Raw genomic sequence first — 22,064 nt, forward strand, 5'->3', positions numbered from 1 at the left:
TTAGACCTGCTTTGCGTAGTCGAGGACGGCCTGGGTGACGGCTTCCACTACCCCGTCATCAAAGACACCAGGCACAATCTTATCGGCTTTGACCTCTTTGACCAAGTCAGCCAGTCCCTGGGCCACCTGGACCTGTAAGTCCATGTCAACGTGCTTCAAGCCAGAAGCGAGCAATCCCTTAAAGAGGCCGGGGAAGGCCAGAACGTTGTTGACCTGGTTGGGCCACTGGGAGGAACCGGTTGCCATAACGGCCGCACCGGCCTGCTTAGCCTCGTCTGGATCAATTTCTGGGACCGGGTTGGCCAAAGCGAAGATGATGGGTGAAGCCGCCATCTTTTTGACTTGTGCAGCAGATAGAACTTTGGCATCGGACAAACCAACAAAGACGTCGGCTTCTTCAATCACTTCGTCCAAAGTCGAACCAGTCGCTTGCACAACTTTCCCAGCCAATTCGCGCTGGAAGGAATTGTAGCGGTCATCGTCAGGGCGTACGACGCCATGAATATCGACTAGCGTTTGTTGCTTAATGCCCGCAGCCAGCAATAAGTTGGCCGTCGCCACGCCGGAAGCCCCGACACCGGTCAAGACGACCTTCAAATCGGTTAACTTCTTACCGACGACTTTGGCGGCGTTGATCAAACCAGCCAGAACGACAATGGCCGTTCCCGTTTGGTCATCGTGATAGACCGGAATGTCCAGGTCTTCTGACAGGCGGCGCTCAATTTCAAAGCAGCGGGGAGCAGCAATATCTTCTAAGTGGATGCCGGCAAAGGATGGGGCTATTGTTTCAATGGTCTTGACGATATCGTCGACCGAATCCTGCTGCAGGGCCATAGGAATGGCGTCAACGTTCGCAAAGGACTTGTAAATCAGGGCCTTTCCTTCAACGATTGGCAGTCCGGCACCAGCGCCGATGTTGCCCAATCCCAAAACGGCCGTCCCGTCGGTAATGACCGGAATCAACTTGCCGGACATGGTGTACTTGGCCTGGTCTTCTGGGTGGGCCTGAATGTCTTTGGCCAAGCCAGCGACACCGGGCGTGTAGGCCTTGCCTAGGTCTGACGGGCTTTTAATGTCAAAAGTCCCCTGCACCTCGAGGACCCCCGTGTGTTCCTCGTGCAACCGCTTCACTTCCTGCATATCAACCATGAAAGGCCCCCTCTTATTAATCGATTGGTTAGCTTTATTGTAAAGCTGTGCTTGGGTGAAGTAAAGAAAATCCCTTGATATTTTAATAAAAATCGTGATTTTTTTGTTTTATTTCGATTTTTTAAAGGAATTCGACTTTTTTGAATTTGTCAGAGAAAGGCAAAGATTCGCAAAAAATTGCAAAAATAACGAAAAATAGTGTAAAATACATTTAATCATTTTCTTTCTAATTGGAAGAGACTTTGACCTTTTAAAGTAAAAAGGCAATAAAAAAACAAAAGGGGTTCCCATGCCAACGACTGATCCGAGTTTGCTCGCTCAAATTTCCGAGGACTATTACCTAAATAAGCTGTCCTTTGGTGAAATTTCCGACAAGTACCAGGTTTCCCGCTACTTAATCAATAAGTACTTAAACGAAGCCGTTAAAAACGGTATCGTAAAAATCGAAATCGCCCAAACCGCTTCCCGCAATTCACAGCTGGAACAGGTCTTTAAAGAAAAGTTTCCAAAGACGGCTTGCTACATCATCCAAGACGATGCTACGGCAACGGCTACCGAAGAATTGCTTTCCAACTACGCGGCCAACTTTGTGGTCAAGCACCTGGAAAAGGGGCCACACATCGTTGGAATGACTTGGGGTGAAACGATGTATTCGATGATTGATGCCATCACCACCAACCCCTTGGACCAGGTCAAGTTCACCCAGTTCGTTGGTGAAAACATGAAGTACAACTCAACGGCCGGTTCCGTTCGCATTGTCGAGCGTGCCGCTAAAAAAGTCGCCGGTGAGTTTTTGACTTTACCAGCACCTCTCTACTTGTCCGACGATGCCGTTCGCCACGGCCTCTACAACGCCGTTTCCATTAAGCAAACGATGGACGTCGCCAAGAAGATGGACACGGTCTTAACCGGTCTTGGCACGATTGCTTCCCTTGAATCAATCGCCATCTGGAACCAGAACTTAAACCGCCTCTTCCCCGAAGTTCGCTTGGGTGAAGTCGCCGGAATGATCTTTGGCCGACCATATGACATTAACGGTAAGATTTTGAATCTTGATTCAGACAAGACCGTTGGTCTGCCCTTGAACAACATTTTAGGCGTTCAAAAACGGATTGGTGTGGTCCGCTCAAAGGCCAAGTCAAAGGCCGCCATCGGTGCCCTCCGTGGTCAATTCCTAACGGACTTGATCATGTCAGAGTCCCTGGCCTACCGAATCCTAAACGAATCCGAAGAAAACTAAGTCAATAAAAAAACTGCCCTGATTTTTCAGGGCAGTTTTTTTTAGTTCACCGTAGGCGCATCAACGGATGGCGACTTTTTAATCAATTGAATGGCAAAGCCAATGATCAAGCCGGCCGCTGCAAAGAGCAACCAGGAGAAACCTTCGGAAGCCATGAAGACGTGGGCCTGGTACCAGCCAACGTGTTCAACCCCGTTTTCCTTGTAGCTCACAAAGCCGCCAAGCAACTTGGCGAAAGGCACCTGGGTCAACCCATCGCCAATCGAACCAATCAAAGTCAGACCGATTGACCACTCAAAGAGGGCCTTGGTCCGGCCAATCCAGGGCGAGAGCAGGTTCAGCAAAACCAAAATAATGGCCACCGGATACATAATCAACAGAACCGGCACGGCCCAGGCGATGATCTTGTCCAAGCCAAGCAGGGCAACCAGGAAGGCCAGGCCGACCGCTAAGGCCAACCAGGCTTCATAGCTCACCTTTGGAAAGGCCCGGTGAAAGTCGTGGGCCATCGATGAAGATTCGCCCATGGCCGTGGTAAAGACGGCGACCGGCCCCATGATGGCCAAGAAGATTTGGCCAAAGGAACCAAAGTAGTTCATCATGATTTGTGTCAGGGCAATGGCACCGTTAGCAGAGATGTCGACTTTGCCAAGGGAGGTCGTTCCAAGCATAATCAAGCCAACGTAGACCAATGAAAGACCAATCAAGGCCCAGGTACCACTTTTAACAATAATCTTAGCCACGTGGGCTGGCTTGGTATAGCCCATGTTTTCAATGGCGTGCACGATGGTCACACCAAGAACCAGAGAGGCCAGAGCGTCGACCGTGTTGTACCCCTCAATGGTTGAAGAGAGAACCGGCGTGCTTTGGTAAGGGGCCGTGATGTGCTGGTGCAAGTCCCCCATTGGCCAAACCAGGGCCAAAACGAAGACGACGGCCAGCAAAATCAAAAAGGCTGGGTTCAGGTACTTCCCAATCACCGAGGTGATCGAATCGGCCTTCAAGCAGGCCCAGTAGACCAGAATAAAGTAGATGAAAGAAAAGATCATCAGGCCCAATTGTTGGGCACTAGCAGGCAACCAGTTGGCCAAAGAAAAGGAATAGGCAACCGTTGCCGTACGGGGAGCAACCACCAAAGGACTCAAGCAAAAGTGCAAGATGACCACAAAGACAACCGACACCCGGGGACCCAGTGGCTTAATTAGGTCAAAGACGGAACTCGAACGGGTTACGCCAAGGGCGACCAACGCCAACAGTGGCAGCAAAACCGCCGATAAGATAAAGCCAAAAGTCGCCTGTCCCCAAGCGGCCCCGGCCAACTGCCCCAAGTGAACCGGGAAAATCAGGTTCCCGGCTCCGAAGAACATGCCAAAAATTAAGGACACCATCAGTAGATTCTGGCGCCATGTTAATTTCTTTTCCATTTACGACACTCCAATTTAAATTAATCGTAGTCAAAGCTTACTCACATCTATCCATTGTACTCGCTTTTTGGTCATCTCGCCATTGACTTTGATAGAAAAGCTGACGTAAAAAGTCTGACAGGAAGCAAAGCAATTTGCTATGCTAAGGCCATGAATAAAAAAGTCCCTGACAATTTACAAAATGCTGATTTGGCCTTTGTCCGCCCCAGTGAAGATGCACTTGACGAGGCCATCAATCGGAGCACACAGGCTAAGCTCAAAAAGGGCTACGTTCACGTGGCCCTCATTGCTCTCGATCAAGGGGCAGGACCCAGTGTCATCGAAGCCACCGGAGAACATGGTGTCATTGAACGACCCCTGGCTGACTTTTTAGCAGAACACGGTTCTTTGGTGGACTTTTACCGAGCGAAGAAGGCCTTGAAAGATTCAGCCACCATTGTCGAACGGGCCCGCAATGAAATTGGTCAACCCTATAACCACGGCTTTTTTGAAAAGGGTCCGGGCTTTTACTGTTCTCAACTCGTTTCCCATGCTTTTAAAAAAGAAGGACTCTTTTCTGACGAGCCCCTCTCCTTTGGCCCAGAGGGGACCATTCTCCCCCACTGGCAGCAGTATTACGAGGAGCTGGGCAGAGCTATTCCCATCCATGACCTGGGTTCTTCTCCAAACAGCCTGCTGGCCAAAGACCAACTGCAAGAATTACCACATCCATAAGAAAAGTGCGAACCAACTGGTTCGCACTTTTTAAATGCTTTTAATGTATTCGTTTAGTTTCTTTGGTGAAAAGCCAAGCCAATCGCCAACCGATGATTCAACAATTGGCGTGCGCTTCTTCCCCTCCGCCTTAAAGCGGTCGTAGAGTTCCAGTTGCTGATCAAGCGAAACCTCTTCATAGGGAACCTTGCGCGTCTTGAGGTACAGCTTCGTTGCGGCGCATTCGGCACAGGTCTTACGGGTGTAGAGTTTAAGCATGAAAGAGCCTCCTATTTGTTAATTGGTCTATTTCTTATTTTAACGTTTTCGCCGACTTTTTCAAGGGCTTAGTCCAAAAGAAAAAGGACCAAGTTACTTGGTCCAATTTCCTTAACCCTTAATAATCTTTTCAATGGCGCTTAATTCGTCATTTGAAAAGTCCAGGTTCTTTGTAAATTCAAGGTTGTCTGAAAGGTGGTCGACCGATGAGGTTCCGATCACAACCGAGGCCACGCGCTTGTCCTGCAAGAGCCAGGCCAAAGACATCTGTGACAGCGTTTGGTTACGGTTCTTGGCCAAGTCGTTCAAGGCGTTCAGCTTCTTAACCAAGGCGTCCCGGCCATCGTCAAAGAGGAAGCCGTTGGTCTTGTGAATTGGGAAGTCCGCTGGGATTTCCTTCAAGTAGCGGTCCGTCAGCAAGCCTTCCGCCAGTGGGCCATAGGCAAAGAGGCCGGCGTGGTGCTCGTCAAGGATATCCAGCAGGCCGGATTCCTTTTCCTCTTGGTTCAGCATGTTGTAAGAAACTTGGTTTCCAATAAAGGGCGTTCCCAAGTCCTTGAAGATTTCGGCAATCGCCTTGGTCTGTTCAGCCGTGTAGTTGGAAACCCCAACGTACAGAGCCTTTCCCTGCTTAACCAAGTGGTCCAAGGCCCGGGCCGTTTCTTCCAAGTTGGTGTTTGGATCAAAGCGGTGGGCGTAGAAGATGTCCACGTAATCCAGGTTCATCTTTTCTAAGGAAGTGTCCAGCGCGTTAATCAAAGTCTTGCGACCGGAAAACTCCCCCATTGGCCCGGGCCACATGTGGTAACCGGCCTTGGTCGTGATGACCAATTCGTTTCGGTAGGGCTTCAAGTCGGACTTGTAAACCTGACCGAAGGTTTCTTCAGCCGTTCCGTTATTGGGGCCGTAGTTAAAGGCGTTATCAAAGGAGAAAATACCGGAATCAAAGGCCTTCAAAATCACCTTGCGGGAGTTTTCGAGCGGCATGGTATCGCCAAGATTACGCCAGAGGCCAAAGGAAACGGCCGGCACAATCAGTCCGGAGTCCGACACGCGCCGGTAGGGCAACTTTTCGTAACGATCTTCTGCTGCTTGGTAAACCATTTCAATTTCCTCCTATAAAATCCCTGCCAAGTGCTTGGCAATTTTTTCGTGGTCGGCCAAACCGGGATGGTGTGGCCTGGTTTGAATCTGCCAGTCGCTGGTATCAATCACCGTAAAGCAATCAAAGCGCGCGGCTTCTTCTTTAAAAATGTCTTGGAACTTGCCGTTCCAAGGTGTTAACAAATAAAAATGCGCCTGGTGGAAACGTTTCACCAGTTCCAGCAAGTAGACCCGTAAGCCAAAGGCAAAGTCTTCCGCACTGGCACCATAGTTGGCGTCGTTTAAGCCATAGGCAACGACCACCTGGTCGGTTTGAACCCGCCGCCTGGGCAAGTCTTTGCCAACTCGCCAAAGGGCATCAATCGCCTTTGGCTCCTGGAAGGGGGCCGAAGTCGTCAGCCCCGTCCCGCCATAGGCAATCCGGTTCAATGGCCGGTCCAATTGACGGGCCAGCAGAGCCGGAAAGGACTGGGTTGGCCGGTGTCGGTCGTGTTCAACCCCCACCATAGCCTCACCAGCCACAATGGAATCGCCGACAAAGGTCAGATAAGGCCTTTCACCGGCCTTCCCTTCGCTTGGCAAAGTAGCCGTTAGTTCACCAGCACCGGTGTAGGAGACTTGGCTAATCGTGAGGCCGTTCTGCCAAAAGGCCACCTGCCCGGTTGCCCACTGGTCCAAAGTCAACTGGTAGTCGTGCTGGCCGGCTTCTAAGAAAACCGTCAGCTCTCGGCCATCAGCCAAAAGTTCTTTTTCGTCCTGACCATCGACGGTCAAAGTCCACGCCATGTCTGGATAATCATCATCAAAGAATAAGGAGAGCTGACCCGCCCCAGAGGAGGCAAAGGCCAAATAAGCGCCATATTGCGAACAGCGAATGCCGTCTTCTTCTTGTAGAGCCGACCATTCCGGTGAGGCAATCGTTAAGAGTTCTTTTTCCTTCATCACTGATCCTCCCGCTCGTCATTTGGCAGGAGTACTTGTGCTAAGGACTTCTGTTCGATCACCTGCTGCAATGCCTCGGCAAAGAGGTGGGCGACTGAAATCACTTCGAGCTTATCAAATTGCTTTTCTTCTGGAATGGCAACCGTGTCTGAAATCAAAAGCCGGTCCAAATCGGAAGCCTGCAAGGCTTCGGACGCCTGATCGGAGAAGACTCCGTGGGTAGCCAAACCATCAATTTTAGCAGCGCCGGCCTTCTTCAAGGCCGAAGCCGCCTTCATCATCGTCAGGCCCGTATCAACCATGTCGGCCACAATAATGGCGTGCTTACCAGCAACATCCCCCGTCACCCGGGCCGGCTGGTTGGAATAACGATCCTGGTCGATAATCGCCCACTGGCTGTTAATGGCAGAGGCCAGGCGTTGAACCAATTTCAAAGTCGATGGACCAGAAGCCACGCAGACAACTTCTTGGCCAACCAGGCCCTGCTTTTCCAAATAGTCGACTTGGGCCGGCAAGGCGATCAAGTGATCGACTGGAATGTCAAAGAAGCCTTGGACCTGGGCGGTGTGCAAGTCCATGGTCATCACCCGCTTAATGCCCTGCTCTTGGAGCATGTCGGCAATCAAACGGGCGACGATTGGTTCGCGCGAACGGGTCTTGCGATCCGAGCGGGCGTAGCCCATGTATGGGATGATCACGTTGATGGACTTGGCGGAAGTGCGCTTTGCGGCATCAATGAAGATCATCAACTTCATGAAGTTTTCGTTGACCGGGTCAGCGATTGGGGCAATGACGTAAACGTCAATCCCACGGACGGATTCGACGATTCGTTCGTAAATTTCACGGTCGGCAAAGGTCCGAATGTCAACGGGTGACAAGGGTACACCGAGTTTTTCGGCGACTTTTTCAGAGAATGCTTTGTTAATTCCTAAATCAAAGAGACGAAATTTTGGATTAGCAGTCATATTGGCTCCAGGCAAATGCTTCATTCTTCAAGACTGTCATTACAAAAACAGTCATCACTGTCATCATTATACTAAATTTTAAGGCTTTTCTGACATAAAATCGGCCGGACTGAGATCAGCCATGCCCACCATGGGATCAATGCCCGCCTTCAAGTGGTCAACGGTCAGGATTCCCTCGGGCAAAGTCGCCTCGGTCGTTGCTTCTTCATCCACAGCCGCCGGCCTTGGTATAGGCTTATCGACAGCAGCACTGCTTTCAACAGTCCCCTTCGACTCGGCCGGCTTTTCTTCTGCAACCGTAGCCGCCTCACTTACTGAAAGATTGGCAGCAGCCGGCTTTTTCTCCGTCTTGCTAGCTGCAAGTGGCCGACTGGCAGCACTCTCGCCCTTTAACAGGGCGGTCAGCTTGGTTTGCCGGGCCGGCACTTCGTTTTCGGCCGCATACTGGTAGGCGTCGTAGTCCCCCACCATGACCAGGGCTTCCTTGGCTCTAGTGATGGCCGTGTAAACCAGGTTTTGGTTCAGCATGATTTTAAACTGGGAACTCAATACGAGAATCACCAGCTTAAATTCGTTACCCTGGGCCTTGTGAATGGTCGTCGCGTAGGCCAAAGTCAACTGGTTCAGCGTCTTGGTCGTGTACCAGACTTCCTGCCCGGCAAAGTCGACCACTAAGGCATCGGCGGAAACGCCCTTATCGGCCTGGTTGTGCACGGCCACCACTTCGCCCATGTCCCCGTTATAAATGTCACGTTCGCTATCGTTTTCAAGCTGGAGGACTTTGTCACCAAGACGAAAGACCGTGTCGCCGAACTGAAGCGTCTTTTGGCCCGGCTGAACCGGATTAAAAAGGTCTTGGGCCAGTTGGTTTAGGGCGTTTACCCCTGACACCGTCTTGTACATGGGGGCTAAAACCTGCACTTGATCGGCCGTAAAGCCCTTTTTAATGGCCGAAGCCAGGACCTGGCCGACGGCCGACGGCACCTGGGCCGTCTTCGTCAAGAAGGTCGAGCGATCCTTTTGCTTTTCTTCAAAGTCGGCCGGCAGCTGACCCTGGTTAATGGCTGCAGCCAAGGCCGAGATGGACGAACCCTTTCCCTGCCGGTAAATCCGCTGAAGGGCCACGTGGTCGACCAGAGGGCTGTCAATCAAGTCGGCTAAGACGTTTCCTGGCCCCACCGAAGGCAGCTGGTCCGCATCCCCCACCAAGACGACGTGCATGGTCTTAGGAATGGCGGAAAACAGCGTGGCAGCCAAAGCCGAATCAAGCATCGAGGCTTCATCAATCACCAGCAAGCCACCGGAAAGTGGGTTATCGGCATCGAATTCGGCGTCATCCCCATCGGAAATACCCAGTAAGCGGTGAATGGTCGTGGCTTCGTAGCCCGTAATTTCCGTCATTCGCTTGGCCGCACGGCCGGTTGGCGAGGCTAGGCGAACCCGTTGCTCCTTCAGCCATTCCTGGTCCTTGCCTTGGGCCTTGGCTTGTTTCTTGACCAGCGCTTCCCAGGTCTTAATCAAGGTCTTGGTCACCGTCGTCTTCCCGGTTCCCGGTCCGCCAGTTAAGACAAAAATTTGACTGGAAAGGGCTTTTTTAACAGCTTCTTCTTGCACGTCGTCTAAGTTTAAGTTATCGGGTACAAAAAAGGCCTCGTCGATGGCAGCAGCCGTCGTTTCAACGGCCGAGCGCTTTTCGGTCAACTGGCCAATTTTATCGGCCACCGTTTGTTCAGCAAGGGCCAAATCGCGTGGCTGATAAGCTCCGTCAGCAAAAGTCAGGCGGCCTTCGGCCACCAAAGCGCCGAGCGAGGCATCGACGGCCTGTTCATCAGCCTCTAACGCAGCCCCCAACATGGACCAGGCCGCTTCCTTGGCCTGTTGAACCGTCAAATAGGTGTGCCCATGGGCAAAGCAGGCCGCAGCAATGGCCGCAAAGACGCCGGCCTTCAAACGTTCCGGACTGTTTTCGTCAAAGCCAGCCGTTCGGGCAATGGCATCGACTTTTTTAAAGGGCAGACCGTCGACATCGTAAACCAGTTCATAGGGCTTTTCTTGCAAAATTGTCTGGGCTTCTTCCCCGTAGCGGTCAAAGAGCCGCCCGGCCAGATCAGCCGAAAGGCCGACCTTGTGTCCGAAGGCAAAGAGCCGCTCCAGTCCCATGTTGTTCTTCAGGGTCTCGACCATGTTTTCAGCGACCTTAGGCTTCAACAAACCGTTTAAGACGGTCGGATCGGCCAGAATCTTATCCAGGGCCTCTTCCCCCAAAGCATCAACCAGCTTTTCGGCTGTTTTCTTTCCAATCCCGGCAAAGTCCCCCGAAGAAAAGAAGGCTACCAGACCCTTTTCATCAGTAGCCACCTGGTTTTCGTAGCGGGCTGCTTGAAACTGCTGACCGTAGCGGGGGTGGGTCACCAGTTGGCCAAAGAAGGCGTAGGTCGAACCGGGCTTGACCGAGGCAAAGGTCCCGGTAACAATCAGTTCCTCTTCGTCCCAGTCGAAGTCATTCTCTTCCACCTGGACAGAGAGAATCTTAAAGTAGGAATCCTTGGCCGCAAAAATCACGTTTTGCAGCACACCCTTTACTTGATTGTCCTCAGAAATCGTTCTCGCCATCTCGTCCTACTCTAGTGTATGTACGGTACAAAGCGTACCATTAAAATCTTTTAAATCGTCGTTGACGCATCCTGGGCCTTGTCCAAATAATCGGTCTGGTTCCAAGCCAGCAAGTTAAAATGCTTGCCATCGTCCGTTTGAATCGTGGTTGTCGACGTGTTGGACAGGCCGCCCAGCCGGCTACGAATCTCGTCTCTTGGCACGCCCAATAAGTTCGTCATACCAAAGGTCAAAATCAAGCCGTGGGCAACGACCAAAACGGCCTCGTCCGGATAGTCCGCCGCCACCTGTTCAATGAAGCGGCGGAAGCGAGCAACTGCCTTAGTGTAGCCCTCGCCATGAAAGCCCTGGCCCTCAAAGTTTTCGAGGTGGTTTTGATAGGTGTCAAAGGCTTCCGGATAGTCCCGGGCGACGACTTCCTTCTTCTGCCCTTCCCAATCACCCAAGCCAACCTCGACGATGTTGGAGTGAAGGGATAGCTTGGGATCACCCGGCAGGCCATCCACAATGGTTTGGGCCGTCTTTTGGGCCCGTGGTAAAGGCGAGGAAAAGGCCCGGCCAATCTTCTTGTCCTTCAAGAAGCCGGCGACTTTGGCCATGTCCTCGTAGGAACTTTTGAGCAGTGGTGAATCACCATGCGCCCCCTGGAAGCGCTTTTCCAGGTTCCATTCCGTCTGTCCGTGTCGCACAAAGTAAAAAGTCGTCATGCCACTTGCTCCAAGACCTGCCGGTCAACGAGTTCCTTGAAGTAGAAGGCCAGGAGCTCCTCCATGTCAGCCTTATCCGTCCGTTTTTCAATGGCAACGGGTCCACCAGCCGCACCGACGATGTCGACTTTGACAGCGGAAAGATCCTTTGAAACGACAATCTTCAAAGAAATTGCCTGATCAAGTGCTGCTTCCGGCTGCAAAGAGCGCTTCAAAACAAAGGCCCCGGCGTTGTTTGCCAAAAAGCCCAGGTCCATGAGCGTAAACTTCTTAATCGAAGGACTGATGGCAAAGTCGCCCAGTCCCGCTACTGTCACTTGCTTTTGAAATGCCATGTGCAATCTCCTTTTTCGTTTTGGGCCGTCTTAATGACGCAGCCCCTTTGGATAAAAGTTCTTCAATTGGCCGTTTACAAATTTGGCCCAGCCGACCCCGTTACCGCCGGCCTTCATCAAGACGAAGCCCTTTTGCAGATCCGCCTTGGTCGTTAAGGCCTCACCGTGAATGTAGGCTGCCCATTCGCTTGGTTCATCAACGGCAAAAACCTGGGCGGCCTGGTCTGGCTGAATGGCCAGGGCCAAAGCATGGTCCGGTTCGAAGCGTTTCTTCTTAAAAGAGCCCAGGCAGAGACCGGCTCGCAGGATTTTCACTTTCCCAAAGGCTGGGCAGTCCTTTGGCAGCAAGAAGACCCGGTCGCCAAAGCGCACCAGCCGGTTCAAGTCAACGGATAATCCAGGCACCGTCTCCTTCAAGAAGTCTTGTAAGAGCTTTTCCTCATCAGCAGACAAGTGGTCGGCCTTTTGCTCCTTAACGGTCTTTGTACTCTTTTCGGCATCCGCCTTCTTTTGCAGCTTGGCCACAAAGTGGCCCTCGCCAGGTAGGTCCTGCGGCCAAAGACGGGCCGTCTTCTTCAACTCTTCCTGGTTGCCTGCCCATTCGGGACGGCCGTCTGTGATACCAGAGCCAGCGACTTTATCAATGGCTAAGAGTTCAAAGTCAGGGTACCTTTCAAGCAGGCTCGCAATCGTCTGCTCGTCTTCTTCCGGGGCAAAGGTACAGGTCGAATAAACCAAAATACCCCCGGGTTTAACTAGCTGAACGGCGTTTGCCAAAATCTCTTCGGAACGTTCCGCACATTCGCGCGGGTAGTCTTCCGACCAGTAAGAAATGGCGTCCGGGTCCTTTCGAAACATCCCCTCGCCCGAACAGGGCGTATCCAGCAAGACCCGGTCGAAAAAGTCCGGCAGGAGCTTGGCCAAGTCCTTGGAATCGGCGGAGGAGACAATGGCGTTTTGGACGCCAAAGCGTTCGATGTTTTCAGAGAGCACCTTGGCTCGGCCAAAGAAGATCTCGTTTGTCCACAGCAGGCCCTGGCCCATCATTTGGCCGGCTAGCTGGGTTGACTTCCCCCCCGGAGCGGCCGCTAGATCCAGGACTTTTTCACCGGGCTTGGCTGCAACAACTTCAGCGACAAACTGAGCCGAAGGTTCCTGGGAGTAGACCAGGCCGGTCGTATGCTCAATACTCTTACCAGACACTTGGCCGAAGTAGCCCTGTTTCGACCAGGGAATGGGCTCGTCTAAGCTGAGTGAACTTGGCTTTTGCTTGGCCTTTAAGGGATTGATTCGAAAGCCCTTGTCAACCGGCCCTTTCAAGGCCGCAAAAAAAGGCCCGCTTTCGTTGCCGAGCAGGTCTTGATATTTTGCGATGAATGCGTCTGGAAGTGCCATCTTCACCTCATCTCGAGAATAATCTCTTACAAATACTTTGCGTCTTCAACCGGGTCCTGTGATGTCAAAATCTTTGGACCATCCTTGGTAATGGCCAGGGTGTGCTCGTATTGAGCCGACCATGAACCATCGGCAGTACGGACCGTCCAGCCATCTTCCGGCGTTTCGTCCGTCGTGACTTCCCAGCCGCCCATGTTAATCATCGGCTCAATGGTAATCGTCATCCCTTCCTTCAAGCGGAGGCCGTGACCGGCCTTTCCAAAGTGGGGAATTGCTGGGTCTTCGTGCATCGTTGGGCCAACACCGTGGCCGATGTACTGGCGAACATCGCCGTAGCCCATTTCGTCTTCGGCATACTGTTGAATGGCGGCACCAATGTCACCCACCCGGTTTCCAACTACTGCCTGATCAATACCCAGGTAAAGGGACTTCTTGGCCACGTCCATTAACTTTTGAACTTCCGGTGAAACTTCACCAACGGCATAGGACCAAGCCGAATCCGAAACCGCCCCGTCGAGGCCAACGACCGTGTCGACTTTGACCAAGTCACCGTTCTTTAACTTCAAGCCCTTGCGAGGCAGGCCGTGGGCCACTTCGTTGTTAACTGAAATCGTGACCGCGTACTTGAAACCTTCGAAACCGATTTGCAGGGGAACCCCACCGTGATCCTCGATGTAGGCCCTACACTTGGTCTCAATCTCCCAGGTATCAAGCCCGGGCTTAATCAAATCCCGAAGCATGTGGTGCATGCCGGCGATGATGGCACCGGACTTGCGCATGGCTTCGATTTCACGTGGTGATTTCAAACTAATCATGAATGTCCCTTTCTCGTCTTTTAAAGTACTTTCATTATACCATTTTCGCCCTGGACAAAACGGTCGAAAAGCGCTTTTTTGTCCAGTCGATTTTGGCCCTTTCAGTTGACTTTTCTAAAGTCCAAAGCCATAATGAAGAAAAGAAGAAGGAAAAGGAGTCTCTGATTATGAAGAACTTTTTACTTGGTGTTTCATTGTTTGGTAACGCAGCATTGGCATACGCTTTGTTGAAGGATGACGACCGTGTCGCCGACTTGAAAGACAAGGCCCAAGACGCTGTCGAAGCCGGTAAGGCAAAGGGTCAAGAAGCCTTCGCCTACGGGAAGCAAAAGGCCGCCGATTTGACGGAAGCCGGTAAGCAAAAGGCAGCGGACCTGACGGAAGCTGGCAAAGAAAAGGCCAACCAAGCCAAGGGCAAGTTCCAAGAAGTCAAGGGACAGGCCGCCGCTAACAAGGAAGAAGCTGCCAAGTCATTGGATGACCAATTGGCCGAATTGAAGGAACGCGCGGGCGTTTCCGAAAACTAATTCCAAAAAAATTTCAAACAAAAAAGCAGAACCCAATCGGTTCTGCTTTTTCTTTTGCTTCAATTACTTATAGAACTGCAGCCAGTTCTTTCGGTAACCCGAATCATCCAGCTGTTCCACCATTTCCTTGTTGGTCATCGGCAGGTTCTTTTCGGAAGAGGAAACCCCCGTTAAGTAACTCGCCTTCACGTTTGGCGCCACCGACAAGACCACGTCGTCATCACTAAGCGACTGACTGTTGTAGCGCTTGACTTTGGCAAAGGTCAAACGACCCTTTTCACTCTTCTTAATCCAGTAAGTGCGCTTTTCCTTGGTAATCAGTTCCACTTCACCACCCTTGGCCCAGGCGTTTTTGGTGACCTTTGAACCAGGTAGTGACTGCCCAGCTTCGATGCTTTGGTTCTGGTAGTGATCGAGCACCTCATTAACGGCATCCAGTGTCGCCTGGTAGCGTTCCTTTGAATCCGTGTACTTGCCAGCACCGGAAACAACGGTGATGAATTCGTGCCCGTCCTGGTCTTTAATCAGACCGGTCAAAGCCCCACCACTCTGCGGTGTCGAACCGGTTTTCAAGCCTTCGACCGTCAGGTTCTTTGGATTGTTCAGCTGACCCTTAATTTCCTGGGCGAACTTGCCCCCTTCAGTCAGCTTAATCTTAGTGGCCGTTGTATCGCCGTTTGGACTGTAAACCAGGCCAACCTTTTCGTAATAGCCCTTCACATCCGGATAGTCCTTAATGATCTGATAGGCCATGATGGCTAGGTCGGTTGGCGTCGCCTTGTTTTCGGCCGTCTTCTTAGCGGACTTCACCTTGTAATCAAAGGCGTCGTCGTTAACCTGACCGGCGGCGTTGTACCAAACGCTATCCTTCAGCTCTAGCTTCTTGGCCCAGCGCTCTAAGAATTCCTGCTGTGTTTCGGACTTCTTCTTGGCAAAGTCGGCCAAAGCCAGCGAGGCGTCGTTGGCCGAGGTCGTAAACATGGCCGTGAAGAGCTCTTTTACCGTCAAGGTCTGACCGGCGTGAATATCGAGGTGGGCGTAGGTCGCGTTGTCCTTATCGGACCAGTCAGAGGACTTGCTGATGGTGACCGGCGTGGACCATTGGTAGTCCCCGTCATCGATCCCCTGCAAGATGGCATAGGCCGTCAGCATTTTACTCTGAGAGGCAATCCCAATTTGTTGGTTGGGGTTCTTTTCGCCCAAAATCTGCCCCGTGTTGGCATCAATTACCAAAGCACTGCGGGCCTTGACCGACAGTTTCATGGCCGAGCCATCCAGCTTGTGTCCGGAGGCCTGAATCTGATCCCGGTTTTGGAAGTAGGCCATTCCAAAGAAGCCAGCTGAAGAAAGAATTAAAATTGTCAGCAGTCCCCAAATAATGATTCGGAGAAAGAGCGGGAGCTTCTTTCGTTCCTTGACCGACGTATAGGCCGGTCGGAAAGTCATTTTAAAGGTTGCTTTTCGTTTGAAAGGATTTTTCAAATGCATGTGTCAATCCAGCTTTAAGTCAAGTGTTTTTTAGTGTGTCCCGAAAAGGCGGTCACCGGCGTCACCAAGGCCAGGCACGATGTAGCCATCTTCGTTCAAGCCTTCGTCAATTGAAGCAGTGACGATGGCAACGTCAGGGTGGGCTTCTTGGACGGCCTTGATACCTTCTGGTGCAGAAACCAGGGTAATCAGCTTAATTTGTGTGGCCCCACGGACCTTCAAGGCGTTAATGGCATCCTTTGCAGAGCCACCAGTGGCCAACATTGGGTCAATCAGCAAGACTTCGCGCTGGGCGATGTCTTCTGGCAACTTCACGAAGTATTCGACTGGCTCCAGCGTTTCTTCGTCCCGGTACATCCCGATGTGGCCGACTTTGGCAGCTGGAATCAACTGCAAGATACCGTCCACCATGCCGAGTCCGGCACGCAGGATGGGCACAACGGCCAACTTCTTTCCGGCAAGTGACTGGGCCTTTGTTTCTTGCACCGGCGTCTTGACCGAAATCGTTTCCATTGGCAAATCAGCGGAAGCTTCGTAGGTGAGCAACATGGCCAACTCATCGACCAATGCTCGAAAATCTTTCGTTCCAACCGCTTCGTTACGAATCATGGTCAACTTGTGTTGAACCAGTGGGTGCTTCACTTCAATTACTTCCGCCATTTTATCCTCCAAAAAACTCATTTTTATTAAGTGTAGCAGATAATCATGGCATTTTTGGGTCAAATGCTTTAAAAAAGGCTTAAGAATGGCAAAAAACTTCTTTTTTTAATCTTCAATTGTCAGCCACCTGCTTCTTCGCTATAATTAAAGGTACTTTGCACCCGTAGTTTAACGGGATAAAACGGGGACCTCCTAAGTCTTTGCTCCCAGTTCGAGTCTGGGCGGGTGCATTCATCACCAAAAAAGTCGTCGGGCAACGCCCGACGACTTTTTCATTTACTTCAGTTTAAAACGGCCCTGCAAGACCGAACCAATGGCTGCGACCAAGAAGCCGTTCACCACGAATTCGAAAATAAAGTTGAAGGCCAAGACCGCCACCAACCAGAAGAGCAGGTTATCCCTTGGAATGCCATAGGCATGGGTTGGCAGGATCGTCAACGATAGCCAGGTCAACAAGATGACCATGGCCGTGTTGATAAAGGCAGCCAGTCCCCCCAATGAAAAGAGAAAGGCAATTGGCTTTTTCTGACCAACAAAGTAACGCTTAGCCAAATAACCAATCAAAAAGCCGACCATCAGTCGGGGAATGAAGGCCACCAAGGGGTTTGAAAAGAGTAGCGCCCCGAAGGTTCCAGGATGAAGCAGCGCCCGCACCCAGGAGTAAAAGGCCCAAAAGAAGGCCACGATGAAGCCCGACTTTGGCCCGAGGACCAGGCCAGCCAAGGCAGCCGTTGCTGGCAAAATAACGGCTGAGGCCCCAACGACAACGGCCCCCAAAGGCACGTAGCCCAAGAAAGGCACGGCCGACTGCAAGAGGATAATGGCCACAAACATAGTGGTCAACACGAATTGTTGGTTCTTTTGCTTTGCTTTCATTTTTCTCTCCTAAACACTAATGCGAAGAGTATACCCGCAAGTAAAAAAGCTGTCAACAGCCGCCATCAAAAACGACTCCCAACAACTCGATTAGCTTCTCTTTTAAAATTCTAATAACAAGCGGTTCAGCCGTGGCGCATAGATGTCACCAAAGCGAACAAAGTGCATCAAAATGTAGTAGAACTCATACCACTTGAAGCGTTCCTGATAGCCTTCATCAAGTGGATAAGCCGCTTGGTAAGCCTCGTAGAACTTGTCGTTAAAGCCTGGGAAGACTTTGGAAACGGCAATATCGTATTCCCGGTCACCGTAAAAGGCGTTAGGATCGATAAAGACTGGCTGCCCCTTTTCATCAAACATGAAGTTTCCAGCCCAAAGGTCCCCGTGCAAAAGGGATGGCTTCACGTTTTTAGCGTGTTCGTCATTTAAGATGGTCTTCTTCAGATTTTCGTAGTGGTCACCGCGTTGGGTTAACCAGAAGCCCCGCTTAATGGCCTGCTTCATCAGCGGTTCCAGTCGCTGGTTAACAAAGAATTCAGCCCATGAATCACACCAGCGGTTATCCTTTTTAACAAAGTCGGCTTCGTTTGATAATTCAAAGCCAAACTGTTCATTGGTTCCCTGGTGCAAAACGGACAAGGCCCGGCCTAAGTCACCCTGGTTGCTTGGCCCTGACTTGACCCATGACAAAAGTAAGTAAGCAAAGCCCTGAATCTCGCCTTGCTTCATTACTTTTGGCACCGTCACGTACTTGCCAAGGGCCTTCAAGGAAGCGACTTCGGAATCGAAGAAGTGCTTGTCGTGGTCCGGTTGGACTTTTAAAAAGTAGCGGTCGTTACCCGAATAAAGAGAGTAGGCCAGGTTGACATCCCCACCCGAAACCGGCTTCAAATCGTGCGGATCCTGTAGATTTAACCGACTCAAAAAGTCCGGTCCAAGTAATTGCGCGTTTGCTGATGACAGCATCGAATACCTCCTAAAAAAGTAAAAAACAGCCCCCGTTAGTTAACGGAAGCTGTTTTTGAGCAAATAAGGGCCTTAGCAGTGACAAGTTTATCAAGAATTGATTGGACAGTGTAACCAGACATAAGACCTCTTTTCTTTACTTCCACTCTACCACAGATACGAAGGGGACGGAACGTTTTCAATAAAAAAAGATTGATCCAAGATCAATCTTTTTAAACTAGCCATTGACATGACCAAGGGTCACTTTTTCTTTTAAGTGCCGTTCGGCTCGTTCAAAGACATCATCGATTTTTTCTTCAAAAATCTGCCCGTCTTCATAAACCGTCTGCAAGAGGTCCTTGCCTTTCTGTTCCTGTGGGACAGTTTGAATCTGACCGGCATCATCGACAATGACTTTGAGTAAGCCGGCCTTGGAAGCCTTGGTCAAGTCGGTCTTCGGCTGCTTTTTGATGGCCAGGTCTTCACCGTCTGACGTGTGGGCATAGGCCGCCTTGATGGCGAAACGTTCCGTGTCCCGGGTAAAGCCTTCCTGCAGCAGTCCCCCACCGGACCCAACAACCAAGTTATCGGTCGACCAGCCCTTTTCAATCAGGGCTTCGTAGAGCTTGATGATGGTGTCGGCCTTCATGCCGTCACCCTGAATCAGGCCGACGTTGTGCTTCAAGACTTTATAACCCTTTTCGTTCACTTCCGTGCCAAAGAGCTCGGCCAAAATATCGAGAGCCGCTAGATCCATGGTGATTGGATCACCGGAATCCGGGCGGAGTACAACACGACCAGGTCGGCTCTTAATCCGTTCAACCATTTCAGCAGAACCCACCACCTCGCGAACAAAGTGGAAGGTGTCGTAAGAATCAATCACAATGGAAACCGGTGCGTCGTCTGGTGTCCGGTCCAGTTGGGCGTTTAAGTAGTCAAACTCCCCCTGCCCCGAACCGTAGGCCGTGGCCACCGAGTGCTCGGTTGCCCAGATGGACAGGGCCCGTCCGGCTTGGCCATAGACTTTTTCAAAGTAGTTGGAAGCCGCCAGGTTATCGGAGCCACGGAAGTGCAGCAAGTGGGCCGCCCCACCCCGCTGGCCAGATTCCAAAGACGTTGCCCCACGCAGGCCAAAGTCATTGACCATCAATGGTAGCATGTCCACGTTACCGGTCTTTTCAACCAAAGGCAGCAGACGCTTTTTGATGTAGAGCGAGTTGGTCGCGATTGTCGTTGGGTACCAGACATGCATGAGCATGACTTCCAAGGCGTTTAAGGACGTGGCAAACCAATCCTCGGTTGACTCAATGGTAAAAAGGGCCGTCCCCGTCGGCACTTCCAAGCCCTCTGGCAAGGCCTTAATTCGGACCGGGAAGTAGCCCAGGTCACGAACCTTTTCCCAAACGGACCGGTTAAAGTAGGCCTTGGTTCCAAAGGTTTCTTCCGCGACCCGTTCCGCTTCGTCAATCATTTCGGTGGTCACCCGACTTTTGAAGTAGTCGTGTAAAATCATCGACATGCCAAACCAGGAAACCGTTGGGTAAAGACCGCCAACACGGGCCTCACCGTAAGAGTAAAGCTTGTTAATGTTTTGTGGATACTGCAAGTGGTGGGTCAGTTTATAAGCATCAGTTGCAAGAATCAAGTTCATGGACATCCTCTTCTCCATCGTCTGCAAAATTAAAGGACAACCCGGGAACAGGCCCGGAGACATTGCTTTCATTATAACGAAGACCGCTTCAAAATGCGAAAAAAAGCGCCGAGCAAATGGCTCGACGCTTGTTCGTTAATTTTTCTTCTTAGACAAAACTGACTTTAACACCGCGATAATCGATGGTAGCAGCGTCACAAAGACAATGCCCAGGATGATCGTTGAGAAATGTTCCGCTACAAAGGGAATGTTACCAAAGAGCGCACCGGCTCCGGTCATCAAAAAGGACCATGAGAAGGCAGCAATCAGGGTATATTCCATAAAGCGACGGAAGGAGAAGGCCGAAAGTCCGGCAACAAAGGGCACGAAGGTCCGAATAATCGGTACGTAACGGCCCATGATAACGGCCAAACCACCGTGCTTTTGGAAGAAAAGATCGGCTTCTTCAATGTTTTTTGGCTTAATCAAAGTCGAGAAGGGCTTCTTATCCAAGAGGGCTCGACCACCCTTGCGGGCAATCAAGTAGTTGGTTGTGTCCCCCACTACGGCCGCAATGAAGAAGACAATCATGAAGACCCAGTGGTTCAAACCAGCGCTTTGACCAGCTGGCGTCATTGAAATGGCACCGGCAGCAAAGAGCAGGGAATCCCCTGGCAAGAAGGGCAGCACAATCGCTCCTGTTTCCACCAAGATAATGGCGAAAAGGATCAAGTAGGTCCAAGGACCAAAGTGCTGCACCAGGCTGGCGATATGGTCGTCAATATGCAAAATAAAATTGATCAGAAAAGACATCGAGGTCTCCATTCTTCTTTTTTAAACAGTGTAAAGCAGGGCGATTAAATTAACTTTAATCCTGTGAAACCGCTTCCTTTGGCTGGAAGTATGAAATTGCCCCAAAGACAATCAACCAAACGGTTGCCCCAATGGCGGGCACAACCGATGAGTCATTGAAGAACAAGGTTACGTAGACAAAGACAAAGAAAATCGCTGCCAATGGAACCAATACCTTTGGTGCCTTCAACAAGAAGCCATCCGCCATGTAGCTTGAAGACTTGCGATACTGCCAGTAAGCCCAAAGAATCATGATGTAAATCATCAAGAAGAGGTCCGTTGCAGCAGATGTCACAAAGACAAAGGCATCGTTAATGGCTGGAATTGAGGAAATCACAGCTGATGAAACGGAAATCAACGATGAGAAAAGCAAGGCCTTAGCAGGCAAGCCACGGGAAGACAACTTGGTAAATGGTTGCAAGAACTTTGCCCGTGATTCCTTGGCCAATGAGTAGAAGTTACGTGAGGTTGAGAAAAGAATCGAGTTGAATGATGAAGCAGCGGCCGTCAAGACAACGAAGTTGATGATGGCAGCGGCCCCCTTCAAGCCAACCAATTCAAAGACCATAACAAATGGTGACTGGTGTGCTGGAATCTGCTTCCATGGGTAGATTGTCATGATAACAAAGAGGGCACCCAGGTAGAAGAAGAGGACACGGAAAGGAATTTGGTTGATGGCCTTTGGCAAGATCTTACGTGGTTCCTTTGTTTCGGCAACGGTCATTCCAATGAATTCCATTCCGACAAAGGCAAACATGACCATCTGGAAGGAGTTAATGAAGTTTCCCCAACCGTTTGGCACCAGGCTAAAGTGGTTAAAGACGTTACCGAATGACACCGTGCCAACTGGCGTTTCGAAGTGACCGAAGGCCATCATCAAACCAGTGACAATCAAGGCCAAAATGGCAATGACTTTAATCATTGAGAACCAGAATTCCATTTCACCAAAGAGGGAAACGGCAATGAGGTTCACGGCCGTCAAGGCAACCAAGAAAATGATTTGAATCAACCACTCTGGCATGCTTGGGAACCAGAACTGGACGTACTTTCCAATGGCAGTTAATTCGGCCATTCCGAAGAAAATCATGGTCAGCCAGTAGGACCAACGGGCGAAGAAACCAACCCGGTTTCCCAAGTACTTGGTCATGTAGGCGATAAAGGTAGGCTGGGTTGGGTCTTGGTAGAGCATTTCCCCCATGGCACGCATCATGATAAACATCATGGCACCGATAATGGCGTAAACAGCCAAGATTCCAGGTCCTGCAAAGTGAATGGAATTTCCGGCTCCCATGAAGAGTCCGGTTCCAATCGTTCCACCAATGGCGATCAATTGCACGTGGCGGTTTTGCAAACCTTTTTCAAGTTGTTGCGGTTCTTCGATGTTTTGCTTTTGTTCTGACATCGTTCTCCCTTTCAATCGTACAT

21 protein-coding genes and 1 tRNA gene are annotated in these 22,064 nt (G+C 50.9%); 4 read left to right on the forward strand and 18 right to left on the reverse strand.

Features of this window, described 5'->3' with window-relative positions:
- A complete protein-coding gene (locus G6R28_RS02790) occupies positions 1 to 1,149 on the reverse strand; it encodes an NAD(P)-dependent malic enzyme (RefSeq protein ID WP_213792705.1) in 1,149 nt (382 codons plus the stop codon).
- A 289-nt stretch (positions 1,150 to 1,438) separates the two neighbouring features.
- Here G6R28_RS02790 and G6R28_RS02795 point away from each other — a divergent pair, with 289 nt between their 5' ends.
- Complete coding sequence (locus tag G6R28_RS02795; protein WP_213792706.1) at positions 1,439 to 2,389, forward strand: sugar-binding transcriptional regulator; 951 nt, start codon at positions 1,439 to 1,441, stop codon at positions 2,387 to 2,389.
- 41 nt (positions 2,390 to 2,430) lie between these two features.
- Here the strand turns inward: G6R28_RS02795 and brnQ are convergent, their stop codons facing one another.
- Positions 2,431 to 3,813 carry a branched-chain amino acid transport system II carrier protein gene (gene brnQ / locus G6R28_RS02800; RefSeq protein ID WP_213792707.1) on the reverse strand — a complete coding sequence of 461 codons (1,383 nt, stop codon included), beginning with the start codon at positions 3,811 to 3,813 and terminating at the stop codon, positions 2,431 to 2,433.
- A 150-nt stretch (positions 3,814 to 3,963) separates the two neighbouring features.
- On the opposite strand from brnQ, the gene G6R28_RS02805 reads away from it, so the two are divergent.
- The gene (locus G6R28_RS02805; protein ID WP_213792708.1) at positions 3,964 to 4,527 is read left to right on the forward strand and encodes a YiiX/YebB-like N1pC/P60 family cysteine hydrolase; all 564 of its coding nucleotides are present in this window, start codon (positions 3,964 to 3,966) and stop codon (positions 4,525 to 4,527) included.
- A gap of 30 nt (positions 4,528 to 4,557) precedes the next feature.
- On the opposite strand, the gene G6R28_RS02810 is transcribed toward G6R28_RS02805, so the two are convergent.
- The 9 genes from G6R28_RS02810 to map all read right to left on the reverse strand — a co-directional run bounded on the left by G6R28_RS02810 (position 4,558) and on the right by map (position 13,661).
- On the reverse strand, positions 4,558 to 4,785 hold the full coding sequence (locus G6R28_RS02810) for a glutaredoxin family protein (RefSeq protein ID WP_213792709.1): 228 nt from the start codon (positions 4,783 to 4,785) through the stop codon (positions 4,558 to 4,560).
- A 111-nt stretch (positions 4,786 to 4,896) separates the two neighbouring features.
- Entirely contained in the window at positions 4,897 to 5,889 is a 993-nt protein-coding gene (locus tag G6R28_RS02815; protein ID WP_213792710.1) for an aldo/keto reductase, read from the reverse strand.
- A gap of 12 nt (positions 5,890 to 5,901) precedes the next feature.
- Entirely contained in the window at positions 5,902 to 6,831 is a 930-nt protein-coding gene (locus G6R28_RS02820) for a GDSL-type esterase/lipase family protein (protein ID WP_213792711.1), read from the reverse strand.
- The gene (locus G6R28_RS02825) at positions 6,831 to 7,796 is read right to left on the reverse strand and encodes a ribose-phosphate diphosphokinase (RefSeq protein WP_213792712.1); all 966 of its coding nucleotides are present in this window, start codon (positions 7,794 to 7,796) and stop codon (positions 6,831 to 6,833) included. Before G6R28_RS02825 ends, G6R28_RS02820 begins: the two co-directional genes overlap by 1 nt.
- 78 nt (positions 7,797 to 7,874) lie before the next feature.
- On the reverse strand, positions 7,875 to 10,409 hold the full coding sequence (gene recD2, locus G6R28_RS02830; RefSeq protein WP_213792713.1) for an SF1B family DNA helicase RecD2: 2,535 nt from the start codon (positions 10,407 to 10,409) through the stop codon (positions 7,875 to 7,877).
- Positions 10,410 to 10,459: 50 nt separating this feature from the next.
- The gene (locus G6R28_RS02835) at positions 10,460 to 11,116 is read right to left on the reverse strand and encodes a histidine phosphatase family protein (RefSeq protein ID WP_213792714.1); all 657 of its coding nucleotides are present in this window, start codon (positions 11,114 to 11,116) and stop codon (positions 10,460 to 10,462) included.
- Positions 11,113 to 11,451 carry a cysteine desulfurase gene (locus G6R28_RS02840; protein ID WP_213792715.1) on the reverse strand — a complete coding sequence of 113 codons (339 nt, stop codon included), beginning with the start codon at positions 11,449 to 11,451 and terminating at the stop codon, positions 11,113 to 11,115. The genes G6R28_RS02835 and G6R28_RS02840 overlap by 4 nt, the downstream gene beginning before the upstream one ends.
- Before the next feature lie 30 nt (positions 11,452 to 11,481).
- Entirely contained in the window at positions 11,482 to 12,846 is a 1,365-nt protein-coding gene (locus G6R28_RS02845; protein ID WP_213792716.1) for an RsmB/NOP family class I SAM-dependent RNA methyltransferase, read from the reverse strand.
- Between the two features lie 26 nt (positions 12,847 to 12,872).
- Positions 12,873 to 13,661 carry a type I methionyl aminopeptidase gene (gene map, locus G6R28_RS02850; RefSeq protein WP_213792717.1) on the reverse strand — a complete coding sequence of 263 codons (789 nt, stop codon included), beginning with the start codon at positions 13,659 to 13,661 and terminating at the stop codon, positions 12,873 to 12,875.
- Positions 13,662 to 13,663: 2 nt separating this feature from the next.
- On the opposite strand from map, the gene G6R28_RS02855 reads away from it, so the two are divergent.
- Positions 13,664 to 14,188 carry a hypothetical protein gene (locus G6R28_RS02855; protein ID WP_213792718.1) on the forward strand — a complete coding sequence of 175 codons (525 nt, stop codon included), beginning with the start codon at positions 13,664 to 13,666 and terminating at the stop codon, positions 14,186 to 14,188.
- Between the two features lie 63 nt (positions 14,189 to 14,251).
- On the opposite strand, the gene G6R28_RS02860 is transcribed toward G6R28_RS02855, so the two are convergent.
- Both G6R28_RS02860 and upp read right to left on the reverse strand, forming a co-directional pair.
- Positions 14,252 to 15,634, reverse strand: a complete 1,383-nt coding sequence (locus G6R28_RS02860) for a serine hydrolase (protein WP_213792719.1) — start codon at positions 15,632 to 15,634, stop codon at positions 14,252 to 14,254.
- Between the two features lie 72 nt (positions 15,635 to 15,706).
- The gene (gene upp / locus G6R28_RS02865; protein WP_213792720.1) at positions 15,707 to 16,336 is read right to left on the reverse strand and encodes a uracil phosphoribosyltransferase; all 630 of its coding nucleotides are present in this window, start codon (positions 16,334 to 16,336) and stop codon (positions 15,707 to 15,709) included.
- Between the two features lie 157 nt (positions 16,337 to 16,493).
- Here upp and G6R28_RS02870 point away from each other — a divergent pair.
- Positions 16,494 to 16,566, forward strand: a tRNA-Arg gene (locus G6R28_RS02870).
- Between the two features lie 46 nt (positions 16,567 to 16,612).
- Here G6R28_RS02870 and G6R28_RS02875 read toward each other — a convergent pair.
- From G6R28_RS02875 to G6R28_RS02895, 5 genes are all read right to left on the reverse strand, one after another.
- Entirely contained in the window at positions 16,613 to 17,212 is a 600-nt protein-coding gene (locus tag G6R28_RS02875) for an ECF transporter S component (protein ID WP_213792721.1), read from the reverse strand.
- A 102-nt stretch (positions 17,213 to 17,314) separates the two neighbouring features.
- Positions 17,315 to 18,178, reverse strand: coding sequence for a fructosamine kinase family protein (locus G6R28_RS02880; RefSeq protein ID WP_213792722.1), 864 nt, complete (start codon positions 18,176 to 18,178; stop codon positions 17,315 to 17,317).
- A 217-nt stretch (positions 18,179 to 18,395) separates the two neighbouring features.
- Complete coding sequence (locus G6R28_RS02885) at positions 18,396 to 19,814, reverse strand: nicotinate phosphoribosyltransferase (protein ID WP_213792845.1); 1,419 nt, start codon at positions 19,812 to 19,814, stop codon at positions 18,396 to 18,398.
- Positions 19,815 to 19,943: 129 nt separating this feature from the next.
- Positions 19,944 to 20,600 carry a VTT domain-containing protein gene (locus G6R28_RS02890; protein WP_213792723.1) on the reverse strand — a complete coding sequence of 219 codons (657 nt, stop codon included), beginning with the start codon at positions 20,598 to 20,600 and terminating at the stop codon, positions 19,944 to 19,946.
- Positions 20,601 to 20,655: 55 nt separating this feature from the next.
- The gene (locus tag G6R28_RS02895; RefSeq protein WP_213792724.1) at positions 20,656 to 22,041 is read right to left on the reverse strand and encodes an amino acid permease; all 1,386 of its coding nucleotides are present in this window, start codon (positions 22,039 to 22,041) and stop codon (positions 20,656 to 20,658) included.
- Positions 22,042 to 22,064 lie beyond the last annotated feature (23 nt).

Origin of the sequence: Fructobacillus papyrifericola, assembly GCF_018437235.1 — a bacterium.
Classification (GTDB): domain Bacteria; phylum Bacillota; class Bacilli; order Lactobacillales; family Lactobacillaceae; genus Fructobacillus; species Fructobacillus papyrifericola.